Here is a 17,933-nt window from a genome sequence, read left to right on the forward strand (position 1 = left end):
GCAATGAGCCGTCTTTCTTTTAAAGAGGTGAATGTGGCATAACCAAGGAACAGCCAAGCTTATAAATCTATGTATACAGAAGAAAGTTTAGATAATCTTAGGCACAACATTGATATTGTGGAAGTGCTTTCGGAACATCTTCATTTAAAAAGGAGTGGCGCTACCTATAAAGCGTGTTGCCCCTTCCATGTAGAGAAAACGCCCTCGTTTATTGTTAATCCGACATGTGCGTATTACCATTGTTTTGGTTGTGGAGCTCACGGTGATGCTATTAGTTTTTTGATGAATCATCTTGGGTATTCTTTTAGTGAAGCCGTTCTTACTTTATCAAAAAAATTTCACGTAGATCTTGTCGTCGAAGTTAAGGATACGCAGACCTCATTTCCTATAGGGGCGAAAGATGAGTTACGACAGATTAACCATGAAGCAGAAAACCTATTTCGTTTTTGTTTATACCAGCTTGCAGAGGGTAGGGAAGCCTTGCAGTATTTATATCGTCGGGGTTTTTCTCCAGATACAATAGATCGTTTTCATTTAGGCTACGCACCAGAGCAAACGTTATTTGTTCAGGCTATGCGTGAAAAAAATATTTCAGAAAAACAGCTAGAATCAGCAGGCTTTATCGGAAATAAGTGGTTTTTATTTTCTCGTAGAATCATTTTCCCCGTACACGATTCTCTAGGACATACTATAGGGTTTTCATCAAGAAAGTTTTTAGAGAATACTCGAGGGAGTAAGTATGTGAATACTCCAGAAACAATTATCTTTAAAAAATCTCGTGCTCTTTTCGGATTACATTTATCGCGAAGAAGAATTGCAAAGGAAAAACGTGTGATTCTAGTCGAGGGGCAGGCAGATTGCCTGCAGATGATAGATTCAGGATTTAATTGTACTCTTGCTGCTCAGGGAACTTCGTTTACCGAGGATCACGTAAAAGAATTAAGTAAATTAGGGGTTCTTAAGGCTTATGTCCTGTTTGATGGTGATGACGCTGGAATAAAGGCGGCTATTCGTGTTGGAGATATGTGCCAGACAGTGGGTATTGCTGTTATGGTTTGTCGTCTCCCCCAAGGGGAGGATCCCGATTCCTTCCTGAGACATAAGGGAGCAGGACCTCTTGGTGAACTTCTGGATCAAAGTGAGGATTACCTTACCTTCCTTATCAGTGAAAAAATTCGCGTCTATCCGAATTTTTCTCCGAGAGAAAAGGCTCTGGTAATCGAAGAAACCATTACACAAATTAAAAAATGGGGGAATCCCATTGTTGTGTACGAACATCTTAAGCAATTAGCTTCTTTGATGATGATTCCAGAAAGTATGGTATTTTCTTTAGCAAAATTAGAATCGGGGATCACACCAGCTACAGTCCTGGCAACGAGTAAAGCAAAGTTACCGAAAATTCATCCCGATGTGATTATTGAAACTGATGTTTTACGCTGTATGTTGTTTTGCAAAGCTCATAACACGAGCCTCCCCTACACAGCAAAAAATTATTTTACTCCTAAGGATTTCAAACATCCGGAATGCAGAAAGTTGTTTTCTCGTCTCATCGAATATTATGAAAAACATCAAAGTAATCTTCCTTTTGACGAAGCCTTATCCTTGTTAGAAGACAAGGTCATTATAGAACTGCTTATAAAACGGCGTATGAATACTGATTGTCTGGAGACTGTATTTATACAGTCTTTACAAAAGCTTGCGGATCGTCAATGGAAAGAGCAGCGCCATCCTCTTTCTGCGCAGTCAAAAAATTCTCAGGGGCACCAGCTCTCTATTCTCGAAGACTATGTTCGCTTGCGTAAAGACCGAGTCATTGTTTCCCTCCTAGATCCTCAAGACTCCCAACCCTGTATTATTTAGGGTTTTCCAAAGGGCAATTCGAATTATTAACTTTTTGTAAAGGTTGAAAAATTAATAAGTTTAATATAAAATATTGCCTTGTTAGTTTATTAATTTGTTGGTTTTTTTATGAAATCTTTCAAGTTTCTTTTGCCAATCCTTGCCGGAATTTTATGTTTGAGCTGGGTGATGACAGGGGAGAACCGTACTCGAGGAATTGTTGTTTCGGAGGCTATGGGATTAGCTGCCGCACGTTGTGGCTCTTCTTTTGTTGAACGAGCTTGTGAGATCTCTAAAGCTGCCGGTTTAGGTTTCGGGGCTTCTATTTTACTTCAAGAGTGGCAAAATCAGCAGGCTTTAGAACTAGAAACATTGATATCCAGAAATGGTGTTATCTAGAGATATCACTTAGATGTTTGTAATATTATTTTTACAAACAGGTGATTTTATATCCCCGTTGCTCTATCTTGGGTCGCGCAATGTCGGCGCGGCTAATCATTGATAGAAAGTCGTTGTCTAGTTTACTTTTGTGAATTTCGATAAGCGGGGAATAGATTTTATGCGTTTTTGTTGCTTTATTCTTTTATTACTGACCTCTCTACCTGCTTGGGGCAGAGATCTTATTTTAATAGGTCGGGAAGAGACCACTTCTGATAAATTTTCTCCACCACAGCACACAGAACTTGCTAATGGCCAGAGGGTATACTATTCATATTATGCTGCCTTAATGGATGCTCAGGAGAACAGTAGAGGGTGCATATTCGTCTACTTTAATCCTCGGCATAAACAAGTATGGACAGAAGTTACTCAGAAAGATTTTTGTCTTCCTAGAGATTTAGGCAATGTGTGTAATATTGTGGTAATGCAGCCAGGCCTGATTAGTTCGAAAGATTTTTATCCTAAAATCGATCCTATGGTTTTATACATGGCAGACTTTCAAGATCGTTTCTGGGAACTAGATCTCCAAGGTCCTTGTGTGATTCTTATAACTGTAGATGCTAACGGGCGTGATAAGGTTCATAGAGTTCTGCCTTGTTCAAGTTCTGTTTCTTGATTCAAAACCACGAGTCATTGTGTGCCAGTGATATCAGGCGGTAATTGTTTATGCGCCTGATAATTAATGATATATGATTTTCTCCTGTTTATTTGAATTAGATATTTTATATCTTTAACTATCCAAATTATTTTGATAACTAGAATGCACTGTCCTTAAAACTAGGGCTTTGCTATCCTTCTTCCCACAGTTTCACAACAAACTAGCAAGGGAGGTCCTCATGCACGTCTTGTTATCCATACTTACATTGTTGTTAGCCCTACCAGCCATTGGGAGAGAAACTTCTACATCTTTGAAAGAAGAAGAAAGTGATCAACAAGTCGAAGACATTTCGATGCAACACCCTTCTATATTTTACTCTTATAACGATTGTCTAATGTCGGTAAGACAAGAGGGAAAGAATACCCTCATTGTTCTATACAGCGATGAGAACACCATAGCGTTTCATCCTCTATACGCTATGGCGATAGATATGGAAGAATCCGTTCTAAACAAATACGCTAAATTTGTTGTTTTGAGTCCTACAGGTATTAATTTGTTAATTTATCCTCCGGTTCCAGACCCAATGCTCGCTGAAATAGCCGAATTTCAGAAGCGTTTCCCAGAGGTGGCTCATCTTCAAGGAACCTATCTAATGACGGTTTCCGTTACGGATTCTGAAGATAAAATCATGGATATAATGCCTATTGAGGTACCCTTAGAATCTCCTTTAAAACCTAGCATCTCCGTACGTTAGTAATAAACGCTCTTTTCCTCAGATATCCCGACATCTAAAATTTTAAAATCGGGATATTTTTTTTCTATCCCTCCTGGTATCGTGGTGGGCATTTTAATTTAGGAAAAGTAATTTTATGCGTATCTTACTAGCTTTGCTCTCGTGTTTATTATTGCCAACTCCGCTTGTCCTAGCCTCTGATGAAACGAGTTCTCTTGTAACTGTGGAAAGTTCTGCTTCTCAAGTGTTCCAGAACTATGAAGAAGCCTTAGTATATGCTCAAAAGGAAAGTATTCCCTTAATTATTGTTGTAGTGAGTGACTCTCATCATTGTGTGTTAAGTGAGTTGGTTCGTCGGGGATTTGATCTTGGTGATTTCTTCGGGTTCTCTTTGGAGGGTGTAGCGACTGTGGTTGTTTTACAGCCCGAAGACAGTGAATCAGAAGACAATGTTCATGTTCAAGAGTTTAAGGATAGATTCCCAAGTTCTAATTTCACTGAATTTTCTGGAGTGTTTATGGTAACTGTTTTGGTTGATGGGGATCAGGAAACAGTTGTGGATATCACTAAACTAGATTTTTAAGATCGTGTCCAAATGATAAAATTAAAAAAAGTGGCTATAGAGATAAAATCTAGCGAGCCACTTTTTATGCCTAAAGTGTTCTAGAACTTTAAAGATTCCCAATGATAAGAGGAAAACTTCTCCAGAGCCGTTAGTAGTAGATGAATGCGTAAATTTTGCAGTTCCTCACTCCCACTAGTAACGTGCACGGTATTTAAAAACATATTAATGCTATCTGTAAGATTTCCAAGATTTAAGAGATAGTCCTTCTTATTATTCTTTATGTTTACAGATACAGAAAATTGATCAAGAACTGATTTAAGTTTGGCTTCTTGAGCATCGAGTTGCTCCAGAGCATATTTGCTTGTAGAAAGCTTCAGGGATGCTAAGATTTTCCTCAGACGGTTGTGTGTCGTGGTAATTTTTTCTAAAATATCCTTGTGGCTAGCTTTCATGCCTTGAATTGCCATCGCTGATTTTATGATTTCTACAGGGTTCTTCTCCGAGGTATCAGAAAGCACTGTGGCAATTTCATCCTTGCTAAATCCTAGAGAAGCTAAGAACGTTTTCAGTCTTCCCCAGATGAAAGTGAGGATGTCTCTGACAACAGCTGGTTTATCCCATGAGGTTTCTTGAATCGTAGCTGGGAAATTATCTGCTAAATGATGAAGTAGGCTCTCAAGATCTAAAGATGCTTCGGAGGCATGTAAGAGGGTGAGGATCTCTAGAGATTGACGACGTAAAGCATAGGGATCATGAGATGAAGTAGGCCGAAGATCTAAGATGAAGCAAGAAAGTAAATTATCAAAACGATCTATTAAGCTTAACAGAGTTCCTGTAGAGGAGATGGTTTGACCATCGGTAATATGGCGTAGATGTTCTCCCACAGCTACTGCGGATGCTTTAGATAATCCGGCATTTTTTAGATAATATTCACCCATAATGCCTTGTAGTTCTGCAAATTCATTAACTACCGCAGAGACTAAATCTGCTTTACAAAACTCGATTGCAGTAGAGATGTCTTCTTGAGAAGATAAAGGCAGGAGAGGAAGAATAATCTCTTTATGAGCCTTTAGTCTTTCTACCTTATCATACAGAGAGCCTAGGGCCTCAAAATAAGTCACAGATTTTAGCTTATCTGTAAAGGTACTTAATGATGTTTTTAAATCCTGAGCAAAAAGGAAATCTCCATCAGTAAGTCGAGGAGCTAAAGCTTTTTCATTCCCCTCAATGATAATGTCATTGGGACAATTATCACAAACCAAAATAAACTTGTTGGTGATCTCGCCAGAGGCGTTTTGCGTGGGGAAGTATTTTTGGTGATTTACCATTTCAGCAATGAGTAGCTCTTTAGGTAAAGCACAAAACTTCGGATCAAATTGCGCACAAGTAACAAAAGGATGTTCTGTAAGAAAAATTGTTTCTTCAAGTAAACGAGGATTAGCAATGGGGAAAACATTGTCAGAGCTATGTGATTTCAATCCCTGTTCAATGATTTCTCTACGTTCCTTATGCGAAACTATAACACAAGCATCTCTCAGGGCCTCTACATAACTCTCGCAAGAAGGAATAGTTATTTCTCTCGGATCTAATTGTCGATGGCCCCAAGAAGTGTTCGAAGCAGATGTCTTCCCAAAGGAGAAAGGAAGAATGGATGTTCCATATAAAGAAACTAACCAACGAATAGGACGAGCGTATTCTACACCGCTATCATCATAAACCATCTTTTTAGGGAATTTCATAGATTGAATTAATCTAGGTAATTCATTAGCCAAAATCGTTGCCGTGTCTTGGTGTACTTCAGGATGTAGAAGAAATAGATATTTTACAGAATGTATCTCGCGAATTTCAAACTGAGAGTATTGAAAGAGTTCATTGTAATGACGAATATGCACATTGTGAGACGCAAAAAATTGCTCGCCCTGCGTAGTTACATTTCCAGAATCACTAAATAGAGAGGATAGTATCGGCCCCTTCTTTTCAGTAGCTTTTTGTACTGCTGTAGGCTCTAACTTGTAAATTAACAGAGCAAGTCTTCTTGGAGATCCTAATACTTCTAAACTCTCGTAGCCAATATTATAGTCAGATAAAAGCTTCTTAGCCAAAGATTCTAATTGTTGAATCCCAATAGGGACAAAGGTTGCGGGTAGCTCTTCAGAACCAATTTCTAGTAAGAAATCGGCAGCAGTTTTTAGGTTCGGGAGAAGAGGGGCTTTCTCTGTTTCATCTTTATGTGGCGTCTCTTTCTTATGCAATAGGGGGTAATTTAAAGATGCTCGCCAGGCTACATAACCATCCGCTACGGCACGAGCTAATTGACGAATTCTAGTAATGTAGCGAGTGCGTTCTGAGACAGAAATCACACCTCGAGCATCAAGGATATTGAAAGCATGAGAAGCTTTGATCACAAAGTCATAGGCTGGGACCGGCAAGCCCCGATCAAGGGTAGCTAAAGCTTCTTGTGCAAAGTCTTCGAAATGTTTTAACCACATTTGCGTGTTGGCTGTATCGAAATTGTACTCACTCCAAGCTTTTTCAGATGCTTGCGTAATATCTCCATAAGTCAGTTCATTGTTCCAAAGCACATCAAAAATAGAGTTTTTTTTCTGCAAATACATCGCGATTCGCTCAACGCCATAAGTAATCTCACCGCTAATTGCGTCGAGAGGCTTGCTTCCTATAGCCTGAAAGTAAGTCAACTGGGTAATTTCCATCCCATTTAGCCACACTTCCCAGCCTAAACCCCAAGCTCCAATCGTAGGATTTTCCCAATCATCATGAACAAAACGAATGTCATGCTCTCGAAGATCGAGACCAATAATTTGCAAAGACTCCTTGTATAAAGAAAGAAAATGTTTGGGGACGGGTTTAAGAATTACTTGAAGCTGATGATAGTTTTGAAGACGGTTAGGGTGCATACCATAGCGACCGTCTTGAGGACGCCTAGAGGGCTCTACATACGCTGTTTTATACGGCTCAGGTCCTAAAGCACGCAAAAACGTCGCTGGATTAAATGTCCCTGCTCCTACCTCTAGATCATACCCTTGATGAATCACGCACCCCTGTTCATTCCAGAACTGCAAAATTTTAGCAATCATCGCTTGTAAGGTAAGAGGTTGAGACATAGTAAAACTCCGATCAAAAATGGAATCTAAGAAAGTTTATAGTTATTTAAACGATAACATTTGAAAATAAGGATTTTTCTAGGAATTCAAGACAAAGATACCACTGTAAATAAAAACAAACAATACTAAGAGAAAACTCGGCGTCATTCTACAGAAAATAGTTTTTTTAACATTATAACATTCGGTGCTTGCGCTCTAATTCTTATCTATTTAATTTGTCTTTTAGGCATTAGTTTTGTGCTAAGATTCCTGTTTAAGTAATTTTTTTAATGAGGGATGGGGTGGGACTGCCTAATTATCTAACTTTTTCCCGGCTATTTATAACGCCAATTTTCATGTTACTTTACCTTAAAGGAAAGTGGCTTGGAATTACTCCCGTAGTTCTTCCATATGTTCTACTTGCTCTTTTAGGTCTCTCAGAGCTTACTGATGCTATCGATGGCTACATAGCTAGAAAATTTTCTCAAGTTACAGATTTAGGGAAACTTCTTGATCCCATGGCTGATAGCATTTATCGGATTTCTCTATATCTGACATTCACTCAACCACCAGTAAATTTACCTCTCATTCTGGTTTTCATTTTCCTGGCTAGAGATTCTGTAATTAGTACATTACGTACTGTATGTGCTTTTCGAGGAGTCGTTCTTGCTGCTAGAGCGAGTGGGAAATTGAAAGCTATTCTACAAGGTATAAGCTTTTTATTAATTTTACTTGCAATGATACCACATTCCCTGGGAATGATTTCTGAAGGAGATTTAGAACTTTTTGCTTCTGTAGTGGGGTCTATAGTTGCTATTTATTCTGTATGCTCAGGAGTTGAATACTTTTGGGTGAATAAAAATCATGTATTGCAGAGAGCAAAAATTAAGCCTGGAGATCATAATAGGGAATTATAAATTTCTAGGTAATGCATAGCCATAGTTGACAGCCCCGAAGATCGAAGCATACCTTCTTCTACAAGTTGAAACCACACATCGGGTTCGTGTCTGTAGGTAGTAACTGCCTGAGATAACATACGGAAGAAATCATTAAAGTTGTCTGCATGAGAGAAGGTAAAACCATTAATGCCTGGGGTTACGGTGTCAGCAAGGCCTCCAGTAGCCCTAGCTAAGGGTACGGTTCCATAACGCATTCCAATCAGTTGGGTAAGGCCACAGGGTTCAAAATGCGAAGGAATACACAGCATATCCGCAGCACCATATAGTAATCGGGCTAGAGGTTCGTTATAATCCAAAATGATTCGAACATTTGGGGACATGGTTAAAGATTCCTGTAAATTTGAAAATTTTCTTTGTGTTTCCTCATCATAACATTTCCCCACAAGGATGAAAGCGTACCCATTTTCCATGGCATGAAGAATAGCAGCTTTCATAAACTCAGGACCTTTTTGTTCCACAATCCGAGAAATGATACACAGCAAAGGGGAGTGTTCAGGAGACATCCCTAATTTTTCATACAAGGCTACTTTGTTTTCTTCTTTCTTCGTGAATAAGATTTCGGGAGAATCAAGTAAATTCTTGCCGTAGTTCGCGACTAAAGAGGAATCTGTTTCTGGATTCCATATGTTGTCGTCTATACCGTTCAAAATACCTCTAAAAACATGGCGTCTAGCCATGATAGCGTCATGCATTTCATAGTCAGAGTAGTCGTGAAGAATATCCTGAGCATATGTAGGAGATACTGTTGTAATATAGTCAGAACAATATAAAGCTCCCTTTAGCAATACGCTAACTTGGGGATCTCTAAATAACTGGTAATTGCTCAAGCCAAACTCACTTATCCCAGAGGCTCCTAGTAATTGTGTGCTGCAATAGCCTCGATAACTAAAGTTGTGAATTGTAAAAATTCTTTTGGGATAATGTTGTCTGTTGGGCTCCTTTAACAGGCCTGGCAAAAGTCCCGTATGCCAGTCATGCATATGCACAATATCTACGTGATTTAATTTTTGAATATAGGCAGCAGCAGCAGCAGAAAAAGCACTAAAGCGTAGCGTATCATCCTGAGTGTAGATGGTAGATGTTGAGAAAAGCTCTAACTGTGAATCCAATGTAATCACCGTAAGAATCATTCCCTCATATGAATAAGAAATAGAAGAGGCGTGTTGTCTTCCTAAAAATTCATAGGCGAAAACTTTTTCATCAATTACTTGAGAAGAAACAGTAGGAAATATGCAGGGGTAGAAGGGAAGTAGGACTTCGACGTCGTGGCTCGCAGACAAGGCTTTTGATAAACTATAGACAGCATCTCCTAATCCACCAGCTTTAATAAAAGGAGCGAATTCTACTGCAGCTTGTATGATTTTCATAATCTTCTCTTTTCATTAATTATCTGTGCGTCATAGCAAGCAAAGAATAAAAATCACAAGACGAAAAGGCCCGTTTTTTGACGTTACGTTTTGACGTTATGGTAAAATTCTTAATGACTTTGAAATTTTCCTATTTTCAAAAACTGAAGATTAGATAAAATATGGCCTTATGTTGGGGTGTAGCCAAGCGGTAAGGCAGCGGTTTTTGGTACCGTGCATCGGAGGTTCGAATCCTTTCACCCCAAGGTTTCTGTTATTTCTTTTTTTTATCCTCCCCCTTACTAATTTTTTCGTTGCATAAAGGAAAGCTTCATTTTAGGGAAAAGATTGACTTTTTCCGAGATAGAGCTATAATTTTGCCTCGAAAACTGTTCAGATATATGTTCTAGACATGACAGTCGATGGTCCCCAGAGAAAAACCATTCTAGCTTTAGGAAAGAATGGCTTTAAAGGGTTCTTTTAGCTCAAGATTATGGAGAATAGCACATTATGGAGCTCGTAGTTACAAGTCGCGAGACTGATAAAAAATCTTTGCTTAAAAAAATTCGTCAAACAGGAGGCATTCCTGCTGTTATTTATTCCGGCGGAAAGAGCGTGGCAAATATCGTTGTTGATGCTCACGTATTTAGCAAATTTTTATCTGGCCTAGAAAGCGGTGCGCTATCTTCTACAATTTTTTCTTTATCTTACGAAGGTCGTATAATTAGGGCCCTAGTTAAAGATATTCAATATCAAGTGACCACATATCAAGTGATCCATTTAGATTTTGAAGAACTTATAGAAGATCGTGATGTGAAATTAAATATTCCAATTCGCTGCATTAATGCTGTGGATTGTGTTGGCGTGAAATTAGGTGGATCCCTAAGACAGGTTATCCGTGCTTTGCGCGTTGTATGTAAACCTAAAGATATTGTTCCTTTCTTAGAATTGGATGTTCGCTCATTGGGATTGTCTCAGACAAGAAAATTGTCCGATATTAATATCCCTGCAGGACTTCGTCCTATTACTCCTCTTAAGGAAGTTGTCGTAACAGTATCTAGAAGATAATCTAATTATGACGATGCTGGTTGTTGCCATAGGAAATCCGGGACGTCAATATACATGGACGCGACATAATATAGGGTTTCTATGTGCAGACAGGCTGCTTCAGGAGTTTTCCGGAGTGCATTTTAAAGAAACTCCGAAATTATTTTCCGATATCGCCAAAGTTGAATCTTCCCAAGGGACTGTGATTTTCATTAAACCTAGGACCTACGTCAATCTAAGCGGTAAGGCTGTTTTAGCAGTTAAGGAATATTATAATATTGCAACGGATCGTATTCTAGTTCTCGCTGATGACGTGAATCAACCTTTCGGTAAAGTTCGTCTTCGCCAAAGTGCTGGTGGTGGCGGACACAAAGGGATAAAAAGTATCACACAAAGCTTAGGTTCTAATGATTATTGGCAGTTGCGTTTGGGTGTCGGTCGACCTCAAAGAGAAGATGTAGAATTGTCAGACTTTGTTCTCGGACAATTTACTGAAGAAGAACAGATTGGAATACAATCTTTATTTATCGAGGCCTGGGCGTTATTTTCTCAATGGTGTTCCGGGACTCAAACTGCCTAGGAGATCCCGAAGTAATTTTTATAGACCGGGATATCTTAGGGAAATAAACTACTCTAGCTATGTTTAGGAGTTTTTAATGAAAGAAAAAACAACCCAACTTTATGAAGGAGCGTATGTATTTAGTGTTACTCTGAGTGAGGAAGCTAGACGCAAAGCTTTGGAGAAGGTAACTTCAGGCATCATAAATTATGGTGGCGAAATTCTAAAAATTCATGATCAGGGACGCAAAAAATTAGCGTACACTATTCGTGGAGCTAGAGAGGGTTACTATTATCTTATCTATTTCTCAGTAGTTCCTGGAGTAATAGCTGAATTGTGGAAAGAATATCATCTCAATGAAGATCTTCTTAGATTCTTAACCCTTAAAACTGATGCGGTCAAAGAAGTCTTAGAGTTCGCATCGTTACCAGAATAATTTTTTAAGGAGAAAACATGAATAAGCCTGTTCATAATAATGAACACAGAAGGAAGCGTTTTAATAAGAAGTGTCCTTTTGTTTCCGCAGGTTGGAAAACAATCGATTACAAAGATACGGAAACTTTAAAAAAATTCATTACGGAAAGAGGTAAGATCTTACCCAGAAGAATAACAGGTGTCTCTTCCCGCTTCCAAGGTATTCTTACCCTAGCTATTAAGAGAGCGCGTCATATAGGGTTTCTACCTTTTGTAGGAGAAGATTAATTTAGAGGAAGAGAAACAAAATGAAACAACAACTACTTTTACTAGAGGATGTTGATGGTTTAGGTCGTAGTGGCGATATTGTAACCGCACGTCCTGGTTATGTCCGGAACTATCTTTTGCCTCAGAAGAAAGCTATCATAGCAGGAGCTGGAACTTTGCGCTTACAAGCAAAGCTAAAAGAAGAACGGTTGCTTCGTGCTGCAGAGGATAGAGCAGAGTCTGAAAAATTAGCAGAGCTTCTCAAGGATCTCGTGCTTGAGTTTCAGGTTCGTGTAGATCCCGATAACAATATGTATGGTTCTGTCACAATTAGTGATATTATTGCTGAGGCAGCTAAGAAAAATGTTATTCTTACACGTAAGAATTTCCCAAACGCTCATTATGCGATTAAAAATCTCGGAAAGAAAAGCGTGCCTTTAAAATTAAAAGAAGGTGTTACCGCAACTTTGTTTGTTGAAGTATCTTCCGAAAGCGCATATATTGCCGTTCTTAATCAACAGTCGTCTCAAGAACAGACGGTTGCTGCTGAAGAGTTGGAGTAGACATCCTTGGGTGAGGAGCTTTGCTCCTTGCCTATACAACAATTGGTTTTATGGATCTTTTTTCTCCAGCAAAACTGAATCTTTTTTTAAAGCTTCACGGAAAAACTTCTCATGGTTTTCATGAGATGACCACTCAGTATCAAGTCATTGACTTCGGAGACAATCTTTATTTAGAGAGTAGTAATGAAGACTCTCTTGTATGTAATCTCCCAGAATTAAATACCCCACAGAATCTCATATGGAAAAGTCTTCAGGTTTTCAGAGACTATACACAGATACGTAGTCCTGTAGCTTGGCGGTTACATAAGCGAATCCCTATCGGAGCTGGTGTGGGAGGCGGTAGCAGCAACGCTGCAACAGCCCTTTATGCTTTAAACGAGCATTTTCAAACACAACTACCCAATAGTGTTCTTCAGGAATTAGGAAAAAAAATTGGTATGGACGTGCCTCTGTTTTTTTCTTCAGGGTCCGCTATAGGAGTAGGATGTGGTGAGAAAATCCTTCCTTATAAAGACTGCAAAAGAGAAGAGAGATTCGTACTATATTTTTCTGATCAAGGAGTCCTTACTAAAGATGCCTTTTCTTACGTACGTTCCGAAGACTTCTCTCAAAGGGAAGAAAATATCTCTTTATACAAAAAAGAAAATGATTTAGAGAAGTCTGTATTTCGTTTCCGTCGGGATCTGGAAGAGAAAAAACAAATGCTAAAAAAGATGTGGAGTCCTTTTCATGCTCATGTCTGTATGTCCGGAGCTGGGGCAACTTTATTTGTAAGCTATCCCAGGAAACTGGAAATAGATCCTTCCATTGCCAAAGCTATTCACGCAACTATCCAAAATAGTCAAGGTGTGCTTGTAAATAGCCTACGCAAACACAGCGGGTGGTTCCCGTGTCCCGATAATTTATTTGCAACAACAAGATAACAAAGCTCCTTCAGCAATAGAAGCGATCTTACTGGCTTCTACAGAAAGAGTGCTCTCGGCTTGGCAAACTTCGTAAGATTGATCGTCTTTTCCCTGCTCGTGTGAAAATCCAAGAACACACGAAGATGCAGAAGTAATCCTTTGAAGCGCTTTTTTTATTTCTTCAGTATTGCTATCGGTAGTCAATAGTGTGATTGTATGCGACATAATTGTACCCTCATCTATTTCTTTTACTTATAGAAACAAAAAATTTTTTACAATTTCTTTCCCTCACTCTTTTTTTAAAGGAGAGAAAATCTGGAACTATTTATCTCGCGTTTGAGAAAAGGTTTTTGAGACTTTATTTTTACTCAAAATATCTCTATTGCTAACTATAAGAATTAGCATCTCCTTGGATTGTTTATGATTTTACCTCAGTATTCTTCATCATTGAAGGCGGGAGCTGCTCTACTTTTTTTCTTTTCGATATTGCATACATTTCTTACGCCTTGGTTGTTTAGTCAGTGCCAACTGTATCAACATAAAAAGATGGTGTTTCCTGAACGGTGGAAGAAATATCTTTGGTTAAGCGAATTCTATCGATTGGTAAGTAGAGTTGAGCTGGTTTTCGTCCTTTGGGCGGCTCCTCTATTTTTATGGTTTCTCTATTCCGAGGGATATAGAGTGACCATGAGTTATTTCAATAGCAGGAATTACGTGTTTTCCTTGTTTATTGTTATTATGCTAATTCTTCTTGAATCCCGACCCATTGTATATTTCTCAGAACGTATTTTTTCAAATATTGCAAAAATAGGGAAACAGTCCCCACGATGCTGGTGGTGGACCCTAATGATAGCTTCGCCACTATCTTCTGTGCTCCTTAAAGAAACGGGAGCTATGATTATCGCCTCAACATTGCTTGTGAGGAATTTTTATAAGTTCTCCCCATCTCCACGTTTTGCTTACGCTACAATGGGATTACTGTTTTCTAATATTTCTATAGGGGGATTAACATCAGCTCTATCTTCCAGAGCCTTGTTTATTATTCTACCCTCAGTAAAATGGGGAAATGGCTTTATTCTAAAATATTTCTGTTGGAAATCTATACTTGCCATTTTGCTGTCGACAACTATCTACTATCTTATTTTCCGAAAGGAATTTAATAATTTTCCTAGGGTTGTTACTAACCCCTCTATGATGAATGAACGTGTACCGAAATGGATTATCTGTGTACATATTGTTCTTGTAGGCTCTGTAATACTGGCTCGATCTATCCCATTAATCATGGCTGCCATTCTCATATTTTATTTGGGATTTCAGAAATTCACCATTTTCTATCAGCACTCGATCAATATCTCTAAGGTATGCTTTGTGGGGCTGTTTTATGCCGGCCTTGTGATTTTCGGAGAACTTCAAGAATGGTGGGTATTGGAGTTAATGCATAGAATGTCGGATTTTGGTTATATGATCACCTCATATACCCTTTCCATATTCTTAGACAATGCTCTGGTGAACTATCTTGTTCACAACCTCCCAGTAGCTACAGATTGTTTCCTTTATCTCGTTATCGTAGGATGCATGTCTGCTGGAGGCCTCACAATTATTTCTAATATGCCCAATGTTGTGGGTTATCTAATCCTAAAACCCTCATTCCCTGCTTTATCATCGTCTTTGGGATGGTTGTTCTTATTTGCACTAGGACCGTCAATCATTTCTTTGATGATCTTTTGGTTTCTCAGAGATGTCCCAGAATTTGTTTACTGCTTCTTCAGATAGGAAATACTTATCCCTCTTTCCCATGAATATACACAGGAATTTCTTCTCCTAATTTCTGGTTAAGAAATTCCTGACAGTAAGATTTAAAAGTCGCATAATCCATATTCTGGGCTGCGGAAATTTTTTCATTAGGTAGTGAAAATTGAACAGAGGCCTTTTCAAAGGCGAAGGAAAATAATGCTGATCCCATGGATTCCAAAGAAGAAGAAGGATCAGTAATGTTTTTTATATATGCATTTTTTAAATCAGAAAAATATTGATCCGACATACCAAATTTCTCTGGAGATACAGCAACCTCTTTGATGAAAGTCTGCGTTTTTGTTGCAAGTTCTTGAGGCGTGTAAGCGTTAGAGCGAATATAAAACAGGCCTGAAGGACATAGTAAAGGCTCGTGATAACATGCTCCTACTACATAACCCAGCTGCTGCTCCGTGCGTAAATGATAAAATGCTATGTGATGTAACCATTTAAACATCATCTCTGTAGCAACGATATGATCCACGGAAGAAGAATGCTTATCTTGAAGAACTAGTAACATAGCATTTCCCGATAAAGGATAGTCTATTTTTATACTTGAGACTTCTTTGTCTTGCCTTTGATAGTAAAAAGCATCCGCAGTATATGTAGGATAAGAAGAGGTGAAATCTTTAACGATAGAGATTAATTGTTGTTCTTGCTCATGTGATGACGGTCCAAGAGCCAAAGCCTCAACATGTAATTGTTCAAACATGAGTTTTGAGAAGTTTTCAATCTCTTCAAAATCTATTGTTTTCAGAGCAGATAGTTTATCTTGATAAGAGTACACATCATGTAATGTATAAGACCAAAGATTAGCCATTCCCGCGCGTATGGGGCATTTCGTAATCTTTTGCTGATAGGTTTCCATGAGCTGCTGCTTATAAATCTCGAATCTCTCTTTGCTTATAGAGGGATCAAAGGAGGATAAAATAGACCTTAATAGAATCGGGGCTGTTGTGCTGTACCCTGAGATTTCTAAGTTCAATCCATCCCCACGCAAAGAAGTAGAGAAACATAGCCCAGCCTGAGAAGCCTAATAGTATTGCTTAACGAGGCGTTCGTTAATGGCTAGAGAACATAGATCGGTGGCTATTAAAGAACGAATATCCTTTCTCGAGATACTGGGGGAGCGCATGCGTAAATTTATAGAAAGTTTGGGCGTGGTGTAATAATGATCTTCACAATAGTAGAAGGTAAGACCAGAATCTTTATAAGCCAGGCGAGGTGAGAAAGGAAACTCTGTACTTTCTCGTTTAGATATCTCTACGACCTCAATATTTTTCGGAATATAGATATTCTGTTGGGGTAGAGTCATAAGCTCTTGGGAAGAAGCTTGTTTGTAGGACTCTAAATCTGACAGAGGTTTTTCATAATAATCCATATTAAAAATTGTGTCGTGGTGTTTTATTGCCTCTTTCCAATTTTCAGAATTTTTTGAGGATAAAACATAGCGTGCCTGATAGGGGTCAGAGAGAATTCCTAAAATATGTTGTTCTTCTTCAGAGGAGTATTCAGGATAAACAAGCGATTGATACGGGAAAGTAGTGAGATCTTCATTTACAAGATTTGTGATTTGTTCCAGAAGAGTTTTAAATAGATCCGTTTTTGAGCTGTAGCAGTATTCTAAAGTATTAATCTTAGAGATATCTTGTAAACAGTGTTTGGGGATCCCTTGCTTTTGGATTTGATGTAGACACTCAAAAGTATGGAGTAATACTCTGGAGTATTCTTTTTCTCCTTTGTCAGTAAGCTGATAATACAAGGTAAAATTCCCCGTATTTTCAGATGTCTTATAAAATCCAGAATCAAACTCTGTAATAAGCTTTTCTTCTTTTAATAAAGAAACAAGACTACCCGGAGCTTCGTGATTTAAAACATAAGAAAGAGCGGCATAATAACCCAGAGGCGCTTGAGAGGTGTTATTATCTATATGCCAGTAGATTTGTATACTTGCTGTGGGTTCTACAGCAGTGTTAATATAAAGTTTCCCTGCTGAAGAGGTGTCCTGAGAGGGAAAAATCGGCTTGTGAATTTTATGGTTTTTCTTGGAAGGGATTTGAGAGAAGATTTTTGAAAAGATCTTCGTGGCTTTCTCTATAGGCTCTGTCGTATGGATAACAGCAATCATGTTTTCTGGATGATAATGCTGGTTAAACCATGTGTGCATGTCTTGAGATCGTACTTGTGCTAGCGTAGAAGCATTTCCACACCCAAACCTTTGAATGGGATTCCCTTGAGGTGCAATGAGTTGCTGAATGCGGTAGACACGGCGAGGATCCGTATTTGGGTGTATGGAAAATTCTTGGTGTACAGCATTTTTCTCCCTGTCAATGTCCTCTTGATGAAAAAGAGGTTGAATAAATAAATGTACAAATTGATCAAGAGCTTCGGTAAATGCTGAGTTGTTTATAGAGAATAGATACCTTGTCGTATAGGAACCGGTAAAAGCATTATAAGTTCCATTGTTATTGCTTAGGAAAAGAGAAAATCCGTCATTACTGGGATATTTTTTATTTCCTAGAAAGACACAGTGTTCTGTTAAGTGTGCTAGTCCAGGAAATTCCTGAGGATCTGAGGAATTCCCTGTTTTTACTGCTAAAGCAGCCCCTGAAGTGGAGAGCCCTGGATTAGAAATTATTAGAAGTTGTAATCCGTTGGCACAGATTACCTTGGAAATTTTTTGATCTGCTATGGAAGGAGTAAGAACTTTTAGAGGACATTGATCGGGAAGCGACCTTGTGTGTTGTTTGCATGATGTTACTAATAAAGATAGCATTAAAGTAACAGACAATGCCTTCCAAATCATTC

At 38.6% G+C, this 17,933-nt stretch carries 16 protein-coding genes, 1 tRNA gene and 1 pseudogene; 14 read left to right on the forward strand and 4 right to left on the reverse strand.

The features are described 5' to 3' along the window. Positions 1 to 69 precede the first annotated feature (69 nt). The 5 genes from dnaG to CF_RS00965 all read left to right on the forward strand — a co-directional run bounded on the left by dnaG (position 70) and on the right by CF_RS00965 (position 4,191). A complete protein-coding gene (gene dnaG / locus CF_RS00945) occupies positions 70 to 1,860 on the forward strand; it encodes a DNA primase (RefSeq protein WP_011457741.1) in 1,791 nt (596 codons plus the stop codon). A gap of 108 nt (positions 1,861 to 1,968) precedes the next feature. Next, complete coding sequence (locus CF_RS00950; RefSeq protein ID WP_011457742.1) at positions 1,969 to 2,238, forward strand: hypothetical protein; 270 nt, start codon at positions 1,969 to 1,971, stop codon at positions 2,236 to 2,238. 160 nt (positions 2,239 to 2,398) lie between these two features. After that, a complete protein-coding gene (locus CF_RS00955; RefSeq protein WP_011457743.1) occupies positions 2,399 to 2,893 on the forward strand; it encodes a hypothetical protein in 495 nt (164 codons plus the stop codon). Positions 2,894 to 3,113: 220 nt separating this feature from the next. After that, positions 3,114 to 3,629, forward strand: coding sequence for a hypothetical protein (locus tag CF_RS00960; protein WP_011457744.1), 516 nt, complete (start codon positions 3,114 to 3,116; stop codon positions 3,627 to 3,629). Positions 3,630 to 3,744: 115 nt separating this feature from the next. After that, positions 3,745 to 4,191, forward strand: a complete 447-nt coding sequence (locus CF_RS00965) for a hypothetical protein (protein ID WP_011457745.1) — start codon at positions 3,745 to 3,747, stop codon at positions 4,189 to 4,191. A gap of 80 nt (positions 4,192 to 4,271) precedes the next feature. Here the strand turns inward: CF_RS00965 and CF_RS00970 are convergent, their stop codons facing one another. Next, positions 4,272 to 7,295 (reverse strand): glycine--tRNA ligase, encoded by a 3,024-nt coding sequence (locus tag CF_RS00970; RefSeq protein ID WP_011457746.1) that lies wholly within the window; start codon positions 7,293 to 7,295, stop codon positions 4,272 to 4,274. Positions 7,296 to 7,576: 281 nt separating this feature from the next. Between CF_RS00970 and pgsA the strand changes: the two genes are divergently transcribed. Further along, the gene (pgsA, locus tag CF_RS00975) at positions 7,577 to 8,191 is read left to right on the forward strand and encodes a CDP-diacylglycerol--glycerol-3-phosphate 3-phosphatidyltransferase (protein ID WP_041468056.1); all 615 of its coding nucleotides are present in this window, start codon (positions 7,577 to 7,579) and stop codon (positions 8,189 to 8,191) included. Here the strand turns inward: pgsA and glgA are convergent. Beyond that, positions 8,173 to 9,600, reverse strand: a complete 1,428-nt coding sequence (gene glgA / locus CF_RS00980) for a glycogen synthase GlgA (RefSeq protein WP_011457748.1) — start codon at positions 9,598 to 9,600, stop codon at positions 8,173 to 8,175. The two genes, pgsA and glgA, sit on opposite strands and share 19 nt — an antisense overlap. A 173-nt stretch (positions 9,601 to 9,773) precedes the next feature. Here glgA and CF_RS00985 point away from each other — a divergent pair. The 7 genes from CF_RS00985 to ispE all read left to right on the forward strand — a co-directional run bounded on the left by CF_RS00985 (position 9,774) and on the right by ispE (position 13,352). Further along, positions 9,774 to 9,845, forward strand: a tRNA-Gln gene (locus CF_RS00985). 244 nt (positions 9,846 to 10,089) lie between these two features. Continuing rightward, on the forward strand, positions 10,090 to 10,647 hold the full coding sequence (locus tag CF_RS00990; protein WP_011457749.1) for a 50S ribosomal protein L25/general stress protein Ctc: 558 nt from the start codon (positions 10,090 to 10,092) through the stop codon (positions 10,645 to 10,647). Positions 10,648 to 10,654: 7 nt separating this feature from the next. Next, on the forward strand, positions 10,655 to 11,206 hold the full coding sequence (gene pth / locus CF_RS00995) for an aminoacyl-tRNA hydrolase (RefSeq protein WP_011457750.1): 552 nt from the start codon (positions 10,655 to 10,657) through the stop codon (positions 11,204 to 11,206). A gap of 76 nt (positions 11,207 to 11,282) precedes the next feature. Beyond that, a complete protein-coding gene (gene rpsF / locus CF_RS01000) occupies positions 11,283 to 11,621 on the forward strand; it encodes a 30S ribosomal protein S6 (protein ID WP_011457751.1) in 339 nt (112 codons plus the stop codon). 17 nt (positions 11,622 to 11,638) lie between these two features. Beyond that, entirely contained in the window at positions 11,639 to 11,887 is a 249-nt protein-coding gene (gene rpsR, locus CF_RS01005; RefSeq protein WP_006343478.1) for a 30S ribosomal protein S18, read from the forward strand. A gap of 20 nt (positions 11,888 to 11,907) precedes the next feature. Then, on the forward strand, positions 11,908 to 12,429 hold the full coding sequence (rplI, locus tag CF_RS01010) for a 50S ribosomal protein L9 (RefSeq protein ID WP_011457752.1): 522 nt from the start codon (positions 11,908 to 11,910) through the stop codon (positions 12,427 to 12,429). Between the two features lie 50 nt (positions 12,430 to 12,479). Further along, positions 12,480 to 13,352: a 4-(cytidine 5'-diphospho)-2-C-methyl-D-erythritol kinase gene (gene ispE, locus CF_RS01015; protein WP_011457753.1), complete on the forward strand. Its 873-nt coding sequence runs from the start codon at positions 12,480 to 12,482 to the stop codon at positions 13,350 to 13,352. On the opposite strand, the gene rbp7 is transcribed toward ispE, so the two are convergent. Beyond that, positions 13,332 to 13,559: a reticulate body protein Rbp-7 gene (rbp7, locus tag CF_RS01020; protein WP_011457754.1), complete on the reverse strand. Its 228-nt coding sequence runs from the start codon at positions 13,557 to 13,559 to the stop codon at positions 13,332 to 13,334. The two genes, ispE and rbp7, sit on opposite strands and share 21 nt — an antisense overlap. Positions 13,560 to 13,754: 195 nt before the next feature. Between rbp7 and CF_RS01025 the strand changes: the two genes are divergently transcribed. After that, positions 13,755 to 15,107: a putative Na+/H+ antiporter gene (locus CF_RS01025; protein ID WP_011457755.1), complete on the forward strand. Its 1,353-nt coding sequence runs from the start codon at positions 13,755 to 13,757 to the stop codon at positions 15,105 to 15,107. A gap of 7 nt (positions 15,108 to 15,114) precedes the next feature. Here the strand turns inward: CF_RS01025 and CF_RS01030 are convergent. Then, positions 15,115 to 17,931, reverse strand: a pseudogene (locus tag CF_RS01030) (insulinase family protein). Positions 17,932 to 17,933 lie beyond the last annotated feature (2 nt).

This window comes from Chlamydia felis Fe/C-56 (assembly GCF_000009945.1).
GTDB lineage: Bacteria > Chlamydiota > Chlamydiia > Chlamydiales > Chlamydiaceae > Chlamydia > Chlamydia felis.

What these genes read in the sequence shown, in the direction of transcription:
- dnaG (WP_011457741.1), top strand. Translation starts at nt 70, where the DNA reads ATGTATACAGAAGAAAGTTTAGATAATCTTAGGCACAACATTGATATT.
- CF_RS00950 (WP_011457742.1), top strand. Translation starts at nt 1,969, where the DNA reads ATGAAATCTTTCAAGTTTCTTTTGCCAATCCTTGCCGGAATTTTATGT.
- CF_RS00955 (WP_011457743.1), top strand. Translation starts at nt 2,399, where the DNA reads ATGCGTTTTTGTTGCTTTATTCTTTTATTACTGACCTCTCTACCTGCT.
- CF_RS00960 (WP_011457744.1), top strand. Translation starts at nt 3,114, where the DNA reads ATGCACGTCTTGTTATCCATACTTACATTGTTGTTAGCCCTACCAGCC.
- CF_RS00965 (WP_011457745.1), top strand. Translation starts at nt 3,745, where the DNA reads ATGCGTATCTTACTAGCTTTGCTCTCGTGTTTATTATTGCCAACTCCG.
- CF_RS00970 (WP_011457746.1), bottom strand. Translation starts at nt 7,295, where the DNA reads ATGTCTCAACCTCTTACCTTACAAGCGATGATTGCTAAAATTTTGCAG.
- glgA (WP_011457748.1), bottom strand. Translation starts at nt 9,600, where the DNA reads ATGAAAATCATACAAGCTGCAGTAGAATTCGCTCCTTTTATTAAAGCT.
- CF_RS00990 (WP_011457749.1), top strand. Translation starts at nt 10,090, where the DNA reads ATGGAGCTCGTAGTTACAAGTCGCGAGACTGATAAAAAATCTTTGCTT.
- pth (WP_011457750.1), top strand. Translation starts at nt 10,655, where the DNA reads ATGACGATGCTGGTTGTTGCCATAGGAAATCCGGGACGTCAATATACA.
- rpsF (WP_011457751.1), top strand. Translation starts at nt 11,283, where the DNA reads ATGAAAGAAAAAACAACCCAACTTTATGAAGGAGCGTATGTATTTAGT.
- rpsR (WP_006343478.1), top strand. Translation starts at nt 11,639, where the DNA reads ATGAATAAGCCTGTTCATAATAATGAACACAGAAGGAAGCGTTTTAAT.
- rplI (WP_011457752.1), top strand. Translation starts at nt 11,908, where the DNA reads ATGAAACAACAACTACTTTTACTAGAGGATGTTGATGGTTTAGGTCGT.
- ispE (WP_011457753.1), top strand. Translation starts at nt 12,480, where the DNA reads ATGGATCTTTTTTCTCCAGCAAAACTGAATCTTTTTTTAAAGCTTCAC.
- rbp7 (WP_011457754.1), bottom strand. Translation starts at nt 13,559, where the DNA reads ATGTCGCATACAATCACACTATTGACTACCGATAGCAATACTGAAGAA.
- CF_RS01025 (WP_011457755.1), top strand. Translation starts at nt 13,755, where the DNA reads ATGATTTTACCTCAGTATTCTTCATCATTGAAGGCGGGAGCTGCTCTA.